Annotated in this window: 19 protein-coding genes and 1 tRNA gene; 12 read left to right on the forward strand and 8 right to left on the reverse strand. The window is 67.4% G+C overall.

Translation table 11 applies throughout. The features are described from left to right. Positions 1 to 313: 313 nt before the first annotated feature. From ponA2 to KXD96_RS01590, 5 genes are all read left to right on the forward strand, one after another. A complete protein-coding gene (gene ponA2, locus KXD96_RS01570; RefSeq protein WP_260742546.1) occupies positions 314 to 2,740 on the forward strand; it encodes a transglycosylase/D,D-transpeptidase PonA2 in 2,427 nt (808 codons plus the stop codon). 70 nt (positions 2,741 to 2,810) lie between these two features. Then, entirely contained in the window at positions 2,811 to 3,770 is a 960-nt protein-coding gene (locus KXD96_RS01575) for a metallophosphoesterase (RefSeq protein WP_260742547.1), read from the forward strand. Beyond that, a complete protein-coding gene (locus KXD96_RS01580; RefSeq protein ID WP_260742548.1) occupies positions 3,767 to 4,873 on the forward strand; it encodes a PLP-dependent cysteine synthase family protein in 1,107 nt (368 codons plus the stop codon). The genes KXD96_RS01575 and KXD96_RS01580 overlap by 4 nt, the downstream gene beginning before the upstream one ends. Before the next feature lie 61 nt (positions 4,874 to 4,934). Next, a tRNA-Pro gene (locus KXD96_RS01585) sits at positions 4,935 to 5,008 on the forward strand. 230 nt (positions 5,009 to 5,238) lie between these two features. Then, positions 5,239 to 5,433 carry a hypothetical protein gene (locus KXD96_RS01590; protein WP_260742549.1) on the forward strand — a complete coding sequence of 65 codons (195 nt, stop codon included), beginning with the start codon at positions 5,239 to 5,241 and terminating at the stop codon, positions 5,431 to 5,433. Between the two features lie 157 nt (positions 5,434 to 5,590). Here KXD96_RS01590 and KXD96_RS01595 read toward each other — a convergent pair whose 3' ends face one another. The 3 genes from KXD96_RS01595 to KXD96_RS01605 all read right to left on the reverse strand — a co-directional run bounded on the left by KXD96_RS01595 (position 5,591) and on the right by KXD96_RS01605 (position 6,645). Then, positions 5,591 to 5,893, reverse strand: coding sequence for a DUF4193 domain-containing protein (locus tag KXD96_RS01595; protein WP_260742550.1), 303 nt, complete (start codon positions 5,891 to 5,893; stop codon positions 5,591 to 5,593). A gap of 76 nt (positions 5,894 to 5,969) precedes the next feature. After that, the gene (locus tag KXD96_RS01600) at positions 5,970 to 6,260 is read right to left on the reverse strand and encodes a hypothetical protein (RefSeq protein ID WP_260742551.1); all 291 of its coding nucleotides are present in this window, start codon (positions 6,258 to 6,260) and stop codon (positions 5,970 to 5,972) included. A gap of 73 nt (positions 6,261 to 6,333) precedes the next feature. Continuing rightward, positions 6,334 to 6,645 (reverse strand): hypothetical protein, encoded by a 312-nt coding sequence (locus KXD96_RS01605; protein ID WP_260742552.1) that lies wholly within the window; start codon positions 6,643 to 6,645, stop codon positions 6,334 to 6,336. 202 nt (positions 6,646 to 6,847) lie between these two features. Here KXD96_RS01605 and KXD96_RS01610 point away from each other — a divergent pair, with 202 nt between their 5' ends. Beyond that, the gene (locus tag KXD96_RS01610; RefSeq protein ID WP_260745585.1) at positions 6,848 to 7,540 is read left to right on the forward strand and encodes an HAD family hydrolase; all 693 of its coding nucleotides are present in this window, start codon (positions 6,848 to 6,850) and stop codon (positions 7,538 to 7,540) included. Here the strand turns inward: KXD96_RS01610 and KXD96_RS01615 are convergent. Both KXD96_RS01615 and KXD96_RS01620 read right to left on the reverse strand, forming a co-directional pair. After that, entirely contained in the window at positions 7,508 to 8,008 is a 501-nt protein-coding gene (locus KXD96_RS01615) for a DUF6328 family protein (RefSeq protein WP_260742553.1), read from the reverse strand. The genes KXD96_RS01610 and KXD96_RS01615 overlap by 33 nt on opposite strands. A gap of 189 nt (positions 8,009 to 8,197) precedes the next feature. Next, complete coding sequence (locus tag KXD96_RS01620) at positions 8,198 to 8,563, reverse strand: STAS domain-containing protein (protein ID WP_260742554.1); 366 nt, start codon at positions 8,561 to 8,563, stop codon at positions 8,198 to 8,200. A 167-nt stretch (positions 8,564 to 8,730) separates the two neighbouring features. Between KXD96_RS01620 and KXD96_RS01625 the strand changes: the two genes are divergently transcribed. Genes KXD96_RS01625 through KXD96_RS01650 form a run of 6 tightly spaced genes read left to right on the forward strand, consistent with a single transcriptional unit; the run spans position 8,731 to position 14,346 of the window. After that, positions 8,731 to 9,633: an STAS domain-containing protein gene (locus tag KXD96_RS01625; RefSeq protein WP_260742555.1), complete on the forward strand. Its 903-nt coding sequence runs from the start codon at positions 8,731 to 8,733 to the stop codon at positions 9,631 to 9,633. 22 nt (positions 9,634 to 9,655) lie between these two features. Then, positions 9,656 to 10,045: an STAS domain-containing protein gene (locus KXD96_RS01630; protein ID WP_260742556.1), complete on the forward strand. Its 390-nt coding sequence runs from the start codon at positions 9,656 to 9,658 to the stop codon at positions 10,043 to 10,045. Beyond that, positions 10,035 to 10,445 (forward strand): anti-sigma regulatory factor, encoded by a 411-nt coding sequence (locus tag KXD96_RS01635; RefSeq protein ID WP_260742557.1) that lies wholly within the window; start codon positions 10,035 to 10,037, stop codon positions 10,443 to 10,445. Before KXD96_RS01630 ends, KXD96_RS01635 begins: the two co-directional genes overlap by 11 nt. Further along, the gene (locus KXD96_RS01640; RefSeq protein WP_260742558.1) at positions 10,438 to 11,064 is read left to right on the forward strand and encodes a SpoIIE family protein phosphatase; all 627 of its coding nucleotides are present in this window, start codon (positions 10,438 to 10,440) and stop codon (positions 11,062 to 11,064) included. The genes KXD96_RS01635 and KXD96_RS01640 overlap by 8 nt, the downstream gene beginning before the upstream one ends. Beyond that, the gene (locus tag KXD96_RS01645) at positions 11,061 to 13,283 is read left to right on the forward strand and encodes a SpoIIE family protein phosphatase (protein ID WP_260742559.1); all 2,223 of its coding nucleotides are present in this window, start codon (positions 11,061 to 11,063) and stop codon (positions 13,281 to 13,283) included. Before KXD96_RS01640 ends, KXD96_RS01645 begins: the two co-directional genes overlap by 4 nt. 43 nt (positions 13,284 to 13,326) lie before the next feature. Further along, positions 13,327 to 14,346, forward strand: coding sequence for an iron-containing redox enzyme family protein (locus tag KXD96_RS01650; protein ID WP_260742560.1), 1,020 nt, complete (start codon positions 13,327 to 13,329; stop codon positions 14,344 to 14,346). Here the strand turns inward: KXD96_RS01650 and KXD96_RS01655 are convergent. The 3 genes from KXD96_RS01655 to KXD96_RS01665 all read right to left on the reverse strand — a co-directional run bounded on the left by KXD96_RS01655 (position 14,294) and on the right by KXD96_RS01665 (position 15,871). After that, positions 14,294 to 14,473, reverse strand: a complete 180-nt coding sequence (locus tag KXD96_RS01655) for a CDGSH iron-sulfur domain-containing protein (RefSeq protein ID WP_260745586.1) — start codon at positions 14,471 to 14,473, stop codon at positions 14,294 to 14,296. The two genes, KXD96_RS01650 and KXD96_RS01655, sit on opposite strands and share 53 nt — an antisense overlap. Before the next feature lie 65 nt (positions 14,474 to 14,538). Next, positions 14,539 to 15,228, reverse strand: a complete 690-nt coding sequence (locus KXD96_RS01660; RefSeq protein ID WP_260742561.1) for a HemK2/MTQ2 family protein methyltransferase — start codon at positions 15,226 to 15,228, stop codon at positions 14,539 to 14,541. A gap of 94 nt (positions 15,229 to 15,322) precedes the next feature. After that, positions 15,323 to 15,871 carry a type 1 glutamine amidotransferase domain-containing protein gene (locus KXD96_RS01665; RefSeq protein WP_260742562.1) on the reverse strand — a complete coding sequence of 183 codons (549 nt, stop codon included), beginning with the start codon at positions 15,869 to 15,871 and terminating at the stop codon, positions 15,323 to 15,325. Positions 15,872 to 15,896: the final 25 nt, after the last annotated feature.

The raw sequence follows: 15,896 nt of genomic DNA on the forward strand, positions 1-15,896 counted from the left end.
GCAGATCTTCACCTGCGATCTACGCCACACTGTGTACATCGGTGTTACCTGAATCTCACCGTGTGTCTAAGTTAGGTGGTCAGCTGCCAATTGCGCAACAGTCCGATAACGCTTTTTTTGGGACGGGCGTGCCGTCTCGCTCAGATGCGATAGGCGAAGAAGTGATCTTGGACAGGCGGTCGCGGTGTTCGCTCACTGACGCAGGTGCAAATTTTATCGCAGCGGCGACGGTAAAGCGCTGGTCAATGACAGCGGAAAAAGGGGGCGAACTCGCAGCGTGGCGGCGTGACTGGAGGCCGCTACTGTAGTAGCCATGTCAGACCGCCCCCAGGCCCTGCTCACGATCCTCAAGCTTGCGGGGTACTGCTTTTTGGCCGGCGTCGTCGCCACGGCGCTGATGTTTCCGTTCGCGGGCGGATTGGGTCTGGTGTCCAACCGTGCCTCCGAAGTCGTTGCCAACGGGTCGGCCCAACTGCTCGAGGGTGAGGTGCCCGCGGTGTCGACGATGCTCGACGCGAAGGGCAACACCATCGCCTGGCTGTACTCGCAACGCCGGTTCGAGGTGCCCACCGACAAGATCGCCAACACCATGAAGCTGGCGATCGTGTCCATCGAGGACAAGCGCTTCGCCGAACACAACGGGGTGGACTGGCAGGGCACCCTGACCGGGCTGGCCGGCTACGCGCGCGGCGACGTCGACACCCGCGGCGGTTCGACCATCGAACAGCAGTACATCAAGAACTACCAGCTACTGGTGACGGCGAAGACCGACGCCGAGAAGCGCGCCGCGGTGGAAACCACCCCGGCGCGCAAGCTGCGCGAGATCCGGATGGCGCTCACGCTGGACAAGACCTTCACCAAACCCGAGATCCTGACGCGCTACCTGAACCTGGTGTCGTTCGGTAACGGTTCGTTCGGCGTGCAGGACGCGGCGCAGACCTACTTCGGCATCAACGCCTCGGACCTGAACTGGCAGCAGGCGGCGCTGCTCGCGGGCATGGTGCAGTCGACCAGCGCACTCAACCCCTACACCAATCCCGAGGGCGCGCTGGCGCGACGAAACCTGGTGCTGGACACCATGATCGAGAACATCCCGCAGGAGGCCGACGCGCTGAGCGCCGCCAAGGCCACCCCGCTGGGCGTGCTGCCGCAGCCCAACGAGCTGCCCCGGGGCTGTATCGCGGCGGGCGATCGCGCCTTCTTCTGTGACTACGTCCAGGAGTACCTCTCCCGGGCCGGGATCAGCAAAGAACAGGTGGCCAGGGGCGGCTACCTGATCCGCACCACGCTGGACCCGGACGTGCAGGCCCCGGTCAAGGAGGCCATCGACAAGTTCGCCAGTCCCACGCTGCCGGGCATCTCCAGCGTGATGAGCGTGATCCAGCCCGGCAAGACGTCGCACAAGGTCATGGCGATGGCCAGCAACCGCACCTACGGGCTGGACGTCGATGCCGGTCAAACCATGCGCCCGCAGCCGTTCTCCCTGGTCGGCGACGGCGCGGGGTCCGTCTTCAAGATCTTCACCACGGCCGCGGCGCTGGACATGGGCATGGGCATCAACGCCACGCTCGAAGTGCCGGCGCGGTTCCAGGCCAAAGGCCTGGGTAGCGGCGGGGCCAGGGGCTGCCCCAAGGACAACTGGTGCGTGGTCAACGCCGGTAACTATCGCGGGTCGATGAACGTGACCGAGGCGCTGGCCACCTCGCCCAACACCGCGTTCGCCAAGCTGATCCAGCAGGTCGGGGTCACCCGCACGGTGGACATGGCGATCAAGCTGGGCCTGCGGTCCTATGCCGACCCCGGCACCGCCCGCGACTACAACCCCGACAGCAACGAGAGCCTGGCCGACTTCGTCAAACGGCAGAACATCGGCTCGTTCACCCTGGGCCCCATCGAGGTCAACGCGCTGGAGCTGTCCAACGTCGCGGCCACGCTGGCCTCCGGCGGCACGTGGTGCCCGCCCAACCCGATCGACAAGCTGATCGACCGGCACGGCAACGAAGTCGCCGTGACGACCGAGACCTGCGACCAGGTGGTGCCCGAAGGGTTGGCGAACACGCTGGCCAACGCGATGAGCAAAGACGCGGTGGGCGGCGGCACGGCTGCCGGTTCGGCCGGCGCCGCGGGCTGGACGCTGCCGATGTCCGGTAAGACGGGAACCACCGAGGCGCACCGCTCGTCCGGCTTCGTGGGTTTCACCAACCACTACGCCGCGGCCAACTACATCTACGACGATTCGACAACGCCGACCGACTTGTGCTCGGCGCCGCTGCGCCATTGCGGCGCGGGCGACCTGTACGGCGGTAACGAGCCGGCCCGCACCTGGTTCACGGCGATGAAGCCGATCGCCACCAATTTCGGTCCGGTGCAGCTGCCGCCCACCGACCCCCGCTACGTCGACGGCTCGCCCGGGTCGCGGGTGCCCAGCGTCGCCGGCCTGGACATCGAGGCGGCCCGCACCCGCCTGAAGGAAGCCGGCTTCCAGGTCAACGACCAGAACAACTTCGTCAACAGCTCCGCCAAGCAGGGCGAGGTGGTCGGAACCTCGCCGAGCGGCGCGACGATCCCCGGGTCGATCATCACCATCCAGGTCAGCAACGGCATCCCGCCGGCACCGCCGCCGCCCCCGGAGGGCGCGCCGGTGCCGGTCGGCTCGCAGGTGGTGGAGATCCCGGGCCTGCCCCCGATCACCATTCCGCTGCTGGCGCCGCCGCCTCCGCCGGGGCAGCCGCCCCCGTAGGCTTGGCGACTTTGGCCCCGCGGCGCACGCTGTACGCTGCCAAGGCGCGACCGGCAGTAGGCTTGCCAGCATGGCTGATGTTTTGCCCAAGCTGGTGCGCGCGGGTGCCGCCGCGCTCGGTTCGGCCGTCGCCGGCATCGGTTATGCCGCCGTCGTGGAGCGCAACGCCTTCGTCCTGCGCGAGATAACCATGCCGGTCCTGACGCCCGGCTCGACACCGCTGCGGGTACTGCACATCAGCGACCTCCACATGCTGCCCGGCCAGCGCCGCAAACAGGCCTGGCTGCGCGAGCTGAGCAACTGGGAACCCGACCTGGTGGTCAACACCGGCGACAACCTGGCGCACCCCAAGGCGGTGCCGGCGGTGGTGCAGGCCCTCGGGGACCTGCTGTCGCGGCCGGGCGTCTTCGTGTTCGGCAGCAACGACTACTTCGGCCCGCGCCTGAAGAACCCGCTGAACTACCTGGCCAACCCGTCGCACCGGGTCTTCGGTGAGCCGCTGCCCTGGCAGGACCTGCGGGCGGCCTTCACGGAGCGCGGCTGGCTCGACCTCACCCACACGCGGCGGGAGTTCGAGGTGGCCGGCCTGCACATCGCCGCCGCCGGTGTCGACGACCCGCACATCGACCGGGACCGCTACGACACGATCGCGGGTCCGGCCAGCCCGGCCGCGAACCTGCGCCTCGGGCTGATCCATTCCCCGGAGCCGCGGGTGCTGGACCGCTTCGCGGCCGACGGCCACCAACTGGTGATGGCCGGACACACCCACGGCGGACAGGTCTGCCTGCCGCGCTACGGCGCGGTGGTGACCAACTGCGGCCTGGACCGGTCCCGCGCGAAGGGACCGTCGCGGTGGGGCGCGAACATGCACGTGCACGTGTCCGCCGGCATCGGCACCTCGCCGTTCGCGCCGGTGCGCTTCTGCTGCAGGCCCGAGGCCACCCTGCTGACGCTGATCGCCACCCCGATGGGCGGTCGCGATTCGGCCAGCGACCTGAGCCGTTCGCAGCCAACAGTTTCGGTGCGTTGACCGAGCGGGCCCGGATCGCGGTCCGCGGCCGCTCGCGGTGCTGGACGGACAACGCGGTCCGGCTGATCCAGGCCGACGCCCGCCGCAGTGCGGACACACACTTGCTGCGCTACCCGCTGCCGTCGGCGTGGGGCGCGGATGTCGACGTGGCGCTGTACCTCAAGGACGAGACCACACACATCACGGGCAGCCTCAAGCACCGGCTGGCGCGATCGCTGTTTCTGTATGCGCTCTGCAACGGATGGATCAACGAGGGCACCACGGTGGTCGAGGCCTCGTCGGGTTCGACGGCGGTGTCGGAGGCCTACTTCGCGGCGCTGCTGGGTCTGCCGTTCGTCGCGGTGATGCCGGCGTCCACCAGCTCATCCAAGGTGGCCTTGATCGAAGCCCAGGGCGGCCGTTGCCATTTCGTGCGGAACTCGAGCGAGGTGTACGCCGAGGCCGAGCGCGTCGCGCGCGACACCGGCGGGCATTACCTGGACCAGTTCACCAACGCCGAACGCGCCACCGACTGGCGGGGCAACAACAACATCGCCGAGTCGATCTTCGAGCAGATGGGTGAGGAGACGCATCCGATTCCGGAGTGGATCGTGGTCGGCGCGGGCACCGGCGGCACCAGCGCGACGATCGGCCGCTACATCCGCTACCGGCGGCACGCGACCCGGTTGTGCGTCGTCGACCCGGAGAATTCGGCGTTCTTCCCCGCCTACGCCGAGGACCGCTACGACGTCGTGATGCCGACCTCGTCCCGGATCGAGGGCATCGGGCGGCCGCGGGTCGAGCCGTCGTTTCTGCCCGGCGTGGTCGACCGGATGGTGGCGGTGCCCGACGCGGCGTCCATCGCGGCCGCCCGCCACGTCAGCGCCGTCCTGGGCCGCCGGGTGGGGCCCTCGACGGGCACCAACGTGTGGGGTGCCTTCGGCTTGCTCGCCGAGATGGTCGCCGAGCGCCGCAGCGGTTCGGTGGTCACGCTGCTCGCCGACAGCGGCGACCGTTACCGCGACACCTACTTCAGCGACGAATGGGTCAGCGCGCAGGGACTCGATCCGAGCGGCCCCGCCGAGGCGCTGGCGGAGTTCGAGCGCTCCTGCCTGTGGAGGTGATCCGCCACACCGCGGTTTGGCCAGGCGATGGGCGGGTGCGATAGGCTGTCGGAGCTTCAAGCGGGGTGTGGCGCAGCTTGGTAGCGCGCTTCGTTCGGGACGAAGAGGCCGTGGGTTCAAATCCCGCCACCCCGACTCAGTCTTGTTAGCCGGTATGACGGCTGACCGCGGAGTCTGACACCGCGGCGGCTGCGCGATTGAGCTCGGCCCGCCATGGCGCTGGTAAGGCGGGGCGGCCCTCCCGTCGAACTGGCGGTGGGACATCGCCACGACGATCCTGGCCATCGTCACGGCGGTGGCCACGGTGACCTGTGGTCTGTTGTGGTCGGACAATCCGCGCCCGGTCCCCCCGGTCGTTGGCGACCGTGCCGTTCACCCACGCGGAACACCTGCGGCTCATGCAGAACCAGCCGGCGGGGCCCTACCGCGCCGTCTGCGCCCGCCCCGGCCGCGGCGACACGTCCGCCCACGTGATCCGCGAGCCCGGCAATGGCGAACCGGACTGGGCGACCGTCACCCGGCCTTGGGCCGTGTGTGACCGCGAATGGGCGCGGGCCTGAATCGATTTCGCGCCTGCGCGCGGCGCTACAACGACGATGGGACCCGCTGGTCGACTGCGCCGATGTGGACGGCGAATTCGCGTACCCGCGTCGATCCGGTAGCCCCCCGAGCGAAAACGGTTGCGCGGCAACGCGGTCGGTCAATGGGCGGGGGACGTTACGCGCAGTCGGCGCAGATCGACAGCCCCGCGCTGGACGTGCGCAGCCGACTGCGGTGCTGCACCAAAAAACAGCTCGAGCAAGTGAACTCGTCGGACCGCTGCGGAATAACCGTCACCGACAGCTCTTCGTCGGACAGGTCGGCGCCGGGCAGCTCGAAGAAGTGCACATCGTTGGGATCCTCGTCGACCACCGCGGTGGCGGGTCCCTGCAAGGTGGGCGCTAGCTCGCCTATCGCGGACTTGTCCTGGGTTTCCATGTCGGACACCCGGCGTGCGTCATAGTCGCTTACGGTCGGCATGGCAGTTCCTTTCCTGCTAATCACCGGGGTTGACGCACTTTCCTGTACTCATCCCGTGGCGCAGGCAGTACCCCATTCAGCCGCGAGCTACACCGACCGGTTCGAAAAAGTCGCGCCGCCGGACGCTGAGCCGCCTCAGGTGCCGGGTAACCGCGGGGTAATGCGCGAGGGTCAGCCCCAACCACGGCGCGACGACGGACACGACCAGCGCCACGATGGCCACCCCTTCGTGCCCCACCAGCAGCTCGAACAGGCCCACCGCCAGGCTGACCGCCCAGACCACCACGGCCACGAGGCCGAGCAGGGCGACATCATGCTCATGCTCGACCGAATAGTTTGCTGCTCGCAACGAAACGGGCGCGACCATGATCCGCTATTACCCGGTCATCGCCGCGATCAAACGTCTCGGCGGCCGGGCCGGTGTCCGTTACTCACAGTGCTCAACTGGTCGGCGGCGGGGCGGGCTCGTCGGAATTCGCGGCGTGCCAGGCCAGTTCGGCGTCGCGCACCCTGCGGTGCATGCGCACCAACCACACCGCGCTCGCCGCACCCAGGGCGGCCGCCAGGATCACGGCCGTCAGACCCGCGGACAAGTGCCCGGTCGCCAGCGCGAACAAACCCACGATCAGGGCGGCCACCGCGACGGCCGAGCCGGCCAGGCCGGGCGCGTTGGCGCCGTTCGTCACGGTTTCGCCGGCGTGCTGACGGGCGGTCCGTTGATGGTCTACCGGGTCACGGTTGTGGGAATTCAACTTCGCTCCTCGTGAGAACGCCTGTGTACCAGATGGATTCGCATGATATGCGGTTCTCCGATAACGGCCGCCCGAGCCGAGCACCGAGGCTAAGGAATCGCTACGGTTTCGCGGATCACGCATGGCGGTTACCCGCCGCCTGCAAACCCAAACGGCGACGAAGTCCGGTGTCAGCCGGCCCCGATCCGGGTATGCCGCGCAGATGAAACCCGCCGTTCTGTTCGACGTCGACGGAAGCCTGGTCGACTCCAACTATCTGCATGTCCACGCGTGGCGACGCGCCTTCGACGCCGAGGGCTTACCGGTGGCCGCCTGGCAGATCCACCGCTGCATCGGCATGGACGGCTCCACGCTGGTGCGCACGCTCTCCGATGACGCCCCGGACGAGGTTCAGGAGCGGCTGAGCGACGGGCACAGCCGCTACTACCGGGAGAGCACCCACCTGCTCGCGCCGCTGCCCGGCGCCCGCGCACTGCTGCACCGCGTGGCCGACCTGGGCCTGCAGGTCGTGCTGGCCACCTCGGCGCCCGACGACGAACTCGAGATATTGCGCAAGGTCCTCGACTGCGACGACGTCATCTTCGGAACGACGTCCGCGCGCGACGTCGACACCGCCAAACCCGAACCGGGCATCGTGCAGATCGCGCTGGAGCGGGCCGGGGTTGAAGCCGGCCGTGCCGTGTTCGTCGGGGACGCCGTGTGGGACGCGCACGCCGCGGCGGGCGCCGGATTGCCGTGCATCGGATTGCTCAGCGGCGGCATCGCCCGCGAGGAGCTGCAGGCGGCGGGTGCGTCACCGATCTTCGCCGATCCCCAAGACCTGCTCGATCACCTGGACTCGACCCGTATCGCCGAGCTCGCGCTACCTTCCGCGAGTGCGCAGCAGCAGCGGTAGCAGCCACCAGAACAACGTAAACAGCGTCAGCGCACACACTCCCGCGATCAGGCCAGGGCTGCGCCCGGCCACGGCGGTGAAGACGATGATCGTGACCCCGGTCAGCGCCATGCCGAGCAGCGCCAGCCCCGCGTACGCACAGCGGTGCGCGGCGGACACCAGCACCTGCAGGCGATGCCGCCGGAACAGTAGCCGGTGCATGCCGACGGGGGCGATCAGCAGCACCGTCGCGCCCACCGAGCACCCCACCGTCGCGAGGTAGAAGTTGCGCATAAGCGGGCTCAGAACGTCGAAACGCTGCTGGAAGGGCAGCGTCAACAGAAAGCCGGTGAGCAGCTGCACACCGGTCTGGACCACGCGCAGCTCTTGCAGCAAGCTGTTCCAATTGCGGTCCAGCCGTTGGACTTCTGTTTCGCCCCGCTCGCGGCTATCCCACCGCTGATCGTCTTGCGGGTGATCGACGTCCATAGCCGTGATCATCGCACCTGTGGAGGACGCCAGCGCCGTTTCGCTCGCAAGGGCCGCGAGAATCGCTACGCCTTCAACTTGAATCGCGTCCGGCGTTCCGCCCGCTTGAAGTCCACATATCGCGCGACGCAACGTCGGAAGTTTCGCCAAAAAGGTTGCCGCGCAACGGCGGATACCGGGATCGAGCGACTAACGGTTGTTGTTGTCGCGAACCGCGGTCAGGGCGTCGTCCAGCGTCGGGTACAGCGGGAAGGTCTTGTCCAGCCCGGTCAGGTGAATGGGCCTCCTGGTCGCCGGACCGCGCGCAACCACGCCGAACCCCGTCGCATTGCCCAGCTTCTCGTAGGTCGCCGCCAGGATCTTCAGCCCCACCGAACCGAGGAACTCCACTGCGGAAAGGTCGACGACCAGCGCCGTCGGGTTCTCCGCAACTACCGCACCGATGGCCTGTTCCAGGGCCGGCGCCGTGACCAGATCGATTTCTCCGCTGACACTGACCACAGAAACCCCATCGTGGTCCTCAACCAACGTGGTAATCGAATCGGGAGCTGACAATGGGGATCCTTTGTCCTGGGGGCTTCAGGTGTGGTGCAAGCCTAGCCTGCGTTCCGAACTGCGAGAAGAATATGCCCTCAACACCTGCCCCGCGGCAACCCACGCTAGTCTCGAAAAATTAGCCTGCAAGGGCGGGGCGGGGCGCGGACCGGCAGTCGGGAGGCCACATGTCAGATTCGCCGTCGGAGTTCAGCAGCTCGGGTGCCACCGCGCAGGCGGTCAGCGTTTCCAGCGAGGGCCTGTTACCCCAGCTGGTCCAGCATCTGCGGCAGAACCGCACCGTCCTGCGCGAGGAGTGGGCCCGCAGGATCACCGAGGCCGAGCTGCTCACCGCGATGACCCCGGAGGAGATCTTCTCCGAGGCGACGACGGTGTACGACAGCTACGTCGAAGTGCTCGAGACCGGTAGCGTCGAGGCGCTGCAGGACTACGCGCGCGACCTCTCGGAGCGCATCATCCCGCGGGGCGTCGAAACCGACGAGGTGCTCGGCATCGTGCTGCTGCTGCGTGACGTGCTCGCGCGGTCGCTGTTCGAGAAGTACCAGACCGACTTCGACATGCTCAACCGGGTGCTGGACGCCTACGAACCGGCGGCCAACCGCATCGCCAACACCGTGGGCGTCAGCTTCGTGCAGGAACGCGAGCGCATCATCCGCCAGCAGCAGGAGGCGATCCGCGAGCTGTCGACGCCGGTGCTGCAGGTGCGCGAGCAGCTGCTGATTCTGCCGATCATCGGCGTGCTCGACAGCCAACGCGCCCGCCAGGTCACCGAGCAGCTGCTGCGGGCCATCCGCGCCAACCGCGCGAAGGTGGTGGTCATCGACATCACCGGTGTGCCGACCATCGACTCCACGGTGGCCAACCACCTGGTGCAGACGGTCGACGCGTCGGGGCTGATGGGTGCGAGCGTGATCATCACGGGGCTGTCCTCGGAAATCGCCCTGACGCTGGTGACGATCGGGCTGGACCTGTCAAAGATGAACGCCGTCGGCGACCTGCAGGGCGGTATCGAGGAAGCCGAACGGCTGCTCGGCTACGAAGTCACCCGCACCGGCGAGACCACGGGGTAAACACGATTAGCGCGAGCACCTCATGCCAGTCCCCATCCTGAAGCAGGGCGCGATCCTGATCGCAACGGTGCAGTCGGCACTCACCGACTCCGAGACCGAACGGCTGCGGTACGACCTCATGGAGCGGGTCAGCAGGTTCCGCGCACAGGGCATCATCGTCGACGTCACCGCCATCGACGTGATGGACTCCTTCGCGGCCCGGTCGCTGCGCACAATTGCCCACATGACCCGGCTGCGCGGCGCGGACACGGTGATCGTGGGCCTGCAGCCGGAGGTGGCCTTCGCCATGGTCCAGCTGGGCCTGGCGTTCGACGACATGAACACGGCGCTGGACCTCGAGGAGGGTTTGGCCCTGCTGAATCGCCAACTCGCGCAGCGGAAACCGACGATCGGGCGCGACGGTGGAGACTGATATCGTCGTCGACATCGACAATCCCGACGACATCGTCGAAGCGCGCAAAGCAGGACACCAACTCGCCCTCGATCTGGGCTTCTCCCTCACCGACGTCACGATGATCGCCACGGCGATCTCCGAGGTCGCGCGAAATATCACCAGCTACGCCGGCCGAGGCGCCATCCGGGTTTTCGTGGCCGACCGGGACGGCCGCAAGGCCCTGGTGGTGCGCGCCGAGGACCAGGGACCGGGCATCGCCGACGTCGACCGGGCCATGGAGGACGGATATTCGACCGGCCGCGGGTTGGGAATGGGTCTCCCCGGCTCTCGCCGCCTGATGGACAAGTTGTTCGTGGAGTCGGAGCTCGGCCGGGGAACGGTCGTCGAAATGTGGAAATGGGTCCCGCCCCATGTATGAGAACGGTCGCTACGGGCCAATCGAGTGGGCAAGGGCGGGGCGCCCTCTGCCCAGCGAGTACATCTCGGGTGACCGGGCTATCGCCGTCGACATCGACCGCGAAGCTGCTCTGTTCGGAGTGGTGGATGGCCTCGGCCACGGTCCGGAAGCCGCAACCGCCGCGCTGCGCGCCATCGAAGCGGTCAAGCGCTCCAGCTCTGAGCGGCTCGAAGTCTTGATCCAGCTCTGCCACCGAGTGCTGGAGGGCACCAGAGGAGTCGCGATGACTTTGGCGCGGGTGGACTTCGCGGCCAACACGCTGACTTGGACGGGTGTCGGCAACGTCACCGCCGACCTGGTGGCCAAGTCCCCGACCGGGGCCCAAATCCGATCCAGTGCGCGGCTGACCGCGGGAATCGTCGGCTACCGCATACCGGAAATCAAACCGGCGCAAGTCATTTCGATCCGCCCCGGTGACCTGCTCGTGATAAGTACCGACGGAATTGCCGAAAGTTACCTGCAGCACATCGACTTCTCGGCCACCGCTGTCGTGATCGCCGAAGAACTCCTCGGTAAGGACGCCAAGGAAACCGACGATGCCATGGTGCTGACCGCTCGCCATCGGGGGTCCTCGACATGAGCGACCACGACGAGTTCCACGCCCAGTACGCCGCGGCGTTGCGCAGCTATCTTCGGGAGCGTGACCAGGACAGCCTGGCCGTCGCGTACGAGCTCGGGCGCCGGGCCCTGCAAGAGCAGGTCAGCCTGCTCGAGATCGTCGAGCGCCACGTCCACCTGATCCTCGCCCTGTCGCAAGACGTGCGAATCGACGCACCGATCGGGCTGGAATTCCTGCTGCAGATGCTGGTCCCGCTCGACATCGCCACTCGCGGCTTCCTGGACGGCACCAAACGATTCGCGCGCGAGCGCGCCCGCGCCGAGGGGCTGGCCGACCGCGACAAATTCCGCACCGCACTGGTCAATTCGTTACAGGAGGGGTTCTTCGTCGCCGACCACGAGGGCACCGTGATCGAGATGAACAACGCCCTGATCGAGATCCTCGGCTATCCCGCCGAAGGTCTGCCCTACCGGTGGCCGCACCCGTGGTTGGTCGACCAAAAGGGCGCCCGCCAGCAGCAGGGGCTGGTCCGGAGCATCGGCGCCTCCGCCTACGAGACGCCCATTCGGCATCGCGACGGGCACCTGGTTTGGGTGACGGTCAGCATCAACGCGGTCCAGGGGAGCGGCAGCGACCAAGACGTGTTCGTGGGGACGATGCGCGACATCACCGCCGAACGGGCCTTCGCCGCAAGGGAAAACGCGGTCCTGCGCCTGGCAACGGCGGTTGCGGTGGCCAAGAGCGTGGACGAGCTGCTGTCCATCACCCTCGACGAGTGCAGCGCCGCGATCGACGTACAACGCGTGGTTGCCATCACCTGGCCGGCCGGGGAGGGAGAACCGACCGTTCAGGTGGCGGGCGAGCCGTCCGAAATACACTGGCGCAGAATGGATCCGTGGTTGCGTCATACTTTCCAGCAGGCCCGCCATCAGCTGCCGCTGACGGCCAAAACGGTCGAGCGGCCCGACGACCCCGGCAAGGCACAGGGATTGGTGGCGGTGCTCTCCGGCGCGGGCGATTTGGCGTTGTGGCTTCAGTTGCGCACGCCGCGCTGGGTCAGCGCCGAAGACCGGCTGCTGGTCACGGTCCTCATCGGCCACCTCAGTCTGGCGATGCAACATGTCCGCCAATTCGAGAGCGCCCGCGAAACATCGCTGACGCTGCAGCGCGCCCTGCTGCCGACTTTAAAGCCGCCGCCGGGCTTCGCGGTGCGCTACGAACCCGCCGTCCCGCCACTGGAAATCGGCGGCGACTGGTATGACGTGCTGCCCATCGGCGATCACCGCATCGGCATCGTCGTCGGTGACTGCGTCGGCCGTGGCCTGCCGGCGGCCGCGGTCATGGGTCAGCTGCGCAGCTCGGCGCGAGCGCTGCTGATCAACGGGGCCGAGCCCGCACTGTTGCTCGAGCAGCTCGACTCGGCGGCCTCGCTCATCCCGAATGCCTACTGCACCACCGTGTTTCTGGCGATCCTCGATACCGAGTCCGGTGTCCTGCAGTACAGCAACGCCGGCCACATGCCCGCCGTGCTGGTCGGCTCCGAACCCGGCACGACGGCGATGTTGACCGACGCCGCGTCGGTGCCGCTCGCAGTCCGTCGCACCGAACCTCGCCCGCAGTCCAGCCGCGTGTTGCCGCGCGGCTCCACCCTGATGCTGTTCACCGACGGGCTGGTCGAGCGCAAGCACGAGTCCATCGACGACGGAATCGACCGCGCGGCTGCGGTTCTGGCAAAGACGACGACGTTGCCGTTGGATTCGGTCGCCGATGCGGTCCTGCGCGAGCTGGCCCCCGCGGCGGGGTATGACGACGATGTGGCGATGGTGATCTACCGGCATCAGCAGTCACCGCTCCGGATCGAAACCGAGGCCAGCGCAGAACGATTGGTCGGGATCCGGCATCGGTTGGCCGATTGGCTGGACAGCGCCGGCCTGCCCGACGAGTTGGTCGCCGACATCGTGTTGGTCGTCAACGAGGCCTGCACGAACTGCGCCGTGCACGCGTATTCCGGGCATGCCCCGGGCACGATGTTGCTCGACCTCGAACTCGCAGACGGCGAGATCCACGCCCGGATCACCGACCGGGGCTCCTGGAAGACACCGGAGGCCAACCCGGACAAAGGTGGACGGGGCTTGTTGCTGATGAGGGCGCTCAGCAACACGCTGGAACTCGACTGCACGCCGACCGGCACGACGGCCGACATCACCTTTCGAGTGCCCGGTGAGGACGGGCAGGGATGACGCCACACCGTTTGTGGGCCCGGGATTGCGGGTAGTCGTGGACGTGACCCGCGCATCAATCACGACCGAACCCGCCCTGCCGGAGGCACACGGGCCGCTGTCGACCGCCGTTCGCCGCGCCCTGTCGGGGCCGCCGTCACACGACCACCTGACCCGTATCGGTGCGTCCGTCCGCGACTCGGATCCCTACGGTCTGGATCTGCAGCTGGCACTGTGCATGTGCTACGAGCTGCACTACCGGGGCTTCGCGGGCGTCGACCCCGGCTGGGAGTGGAATCCGGCGCTGCTGGCACTGCGCGGCGAGCTGGAACGCGTCTTCCTGGCGGGCGTGCGGCGCGACGTCGGGCCCATCGCGCCGGATCGGACGGCGGCCGCCGAGATGGACGCCATCTCGGTCGAGCCGGTCGACGGCACCGGCCCGTCGTATTACCTGCGTGACACCGGAACCTGGCAGCAGATGCGCGAATACTTCGTGCACCGGTCGGTGTATCACCTCAAAGAGGGCGATCCGCACGCCTGGGCAATTCCGCGGCTGATGGGTGTCGCCAAAGCCGCCTTCGTGGCAATCGAATTCGACGAGTACGGCGCCGGGCAGGGTCCCCGCCTGCACCAGCAGCTCTTCGCCGATCTGATGGCGGCCGCGGGCCTGGACACGACGTATCTGGCCTACATGGACGTCGTCCCGGCCGAAGCGCTTGCGGCGGTCAACCTGATGTCTCTGTTCGGGCTGCACCGCGAACTGCGCGGTGCCGCGATCGGGCACTTCGCCTCGACCGAGATCACCTCCCCGCCGGGATCGCAGCGGATGGTGCAGGCCCTGCAGCGGATGGGTGCACCGTCGGCCTGCATCGAGTTCTATGCCGAGCACGTCGAGGCGGACGCGGTGCACGAGCACGTCGTGCGCATCGACGTGGTAGGCGACCTCGTCGCCCGGGAGCCGCAGCTCGACCGCGACATCGTGTTCGGGATCCGCGCGCACGCCGCGATCGAAAACCGGTTGGCCGACGCGGTTATGGCGTCGTGGCAGCAGGATCGGACGTCGTTGCGGGTGGCGCTGGACTAGCGGTCTTGCGCCCCACGTTCCGGCAGCGCCGATGGCTGGTGTCGCACAACGGGTAGTTACCGCTGCGCCGGCACGTGCAGATCGCCACCATGAAGCGGTCGGACTCGACGACCTGCCCGTTCGGCATCTCGATGCGCACCGGGCCGGACACCAGCACCGGCCCGCCCGCAACCACCTGAACCCGGGTGGTGCTCAACGCTTGTCCGCCCGGATCACGACCAGTTCCTCTTCCCGGCGTCCCCGGGGTATCAGGCCGACGCTCTCCAGCCATTTCGCCCTCGCTGTCATCACGGGGCCGAACGGTATCCATTTCGACGCAATGACTTTCGCGTCCATGCCGGCCCACTTCAGGGAATCCAGCGATTGTCGCACACCGGACAGCGCCGAATGCACCAGCAGCAGGGTTCCGCCGTCGCACAGCAACTTTGGCGCCGCTTCGCACAGCGGATCCAATACCATCCGCCCGTCCGGTCCAGCGTTCCAGGCCCACGACGGCCCCGCGCTGGGGCTGATCGGTTCGTTGTCGCCGTCCGGGGGTGTAGGCACGTACGGGGGATTCGACACGACGACGTCGAACGGCGCGCAGTCAAGTGCTTCGCTCCAGGTGCCCTTCCGGATATCGACCTTCACGCCGGCGGCGGCCGCGTTGCCACGGGAACAACCCACGGCGTGCGGGCAGATGTCGAAGGCCGTGACGTCCTCGCCCCCCATCTCCGCCGCGGCGATCGCGACGAATCCGCTCCCCGTGCACAGGTCGAGAACGCGCCGTCCGGGAATGAGCGCGCTTTCTCCCATCACATCCACCAGCAACCGGGAATCGTCCTGCGGCTGATAGACGTTCGAAGCAGCCGAGACAGCGGGTCCTGCACATGTTGTGGTCAACTTTGGCCTTTCGACAGATCGCCGCGGCGATCACTGCTTGGCCTGTTTAATGCCCGCAAACCGGCGGGTTCAAACAGCGTGCGCATTCGCCGGGCTAACCCGCGTGCGCGAATTGCCGGAGAATGGTAGAGCAGAATGCCGGCAGGTCCCTCGGTGAGCGACTGGTGATCAAATTGCCGTCGACGACGACCTCCTCGTCGACCACGTTCGCGCCCGCGTTGCGCAAATCGGTGCGAATGGACGGATACGACGTCAGCGTCCGGCCCTCGGCCACACCGGCTTCCACCAGCGTCCACGGACCATGACAGATCGCCGCGACCGGCTTTCCGGAAGCGACGAAGTCACGCACGAAGGAAACCGCGGAGCTGTCCATCCGCAACTTGTCCGGGTTCACCGTGCCGCCGGGAAGGACCAGGCCGTCGAATTCGGATGGCGACGCCTCCGACACCGCGCGGTCGACTTTGAAGGTTCCGGCCGGCTCGAGATCGTGGTTGCGGGCCTGGATTTCTCCGGTCTTCAGGGAAAGGAGCTCGACTTTGGCGCCCGCCTCTTCGAGGATTGCGCGCGGTTGTTCGAGTTCCACCTTCTCCACGCCGTCGGCCGCGAGAATCGCGACTTTCTTGCCCTGCAATTCATTTCCCATGACTATTGCCCTTCACCAATCTCTT

The sequence above is a fragment of the Mycobacterium sp. SMC-2 genome (assembly GCF_025263485.1).
Taxonomy (GTDB): domain Bacteria; phylum Actinomycetota; class Actinomycetes; order Mycobacteriales; family Mycobacteriaceae; genus Mycobacterium.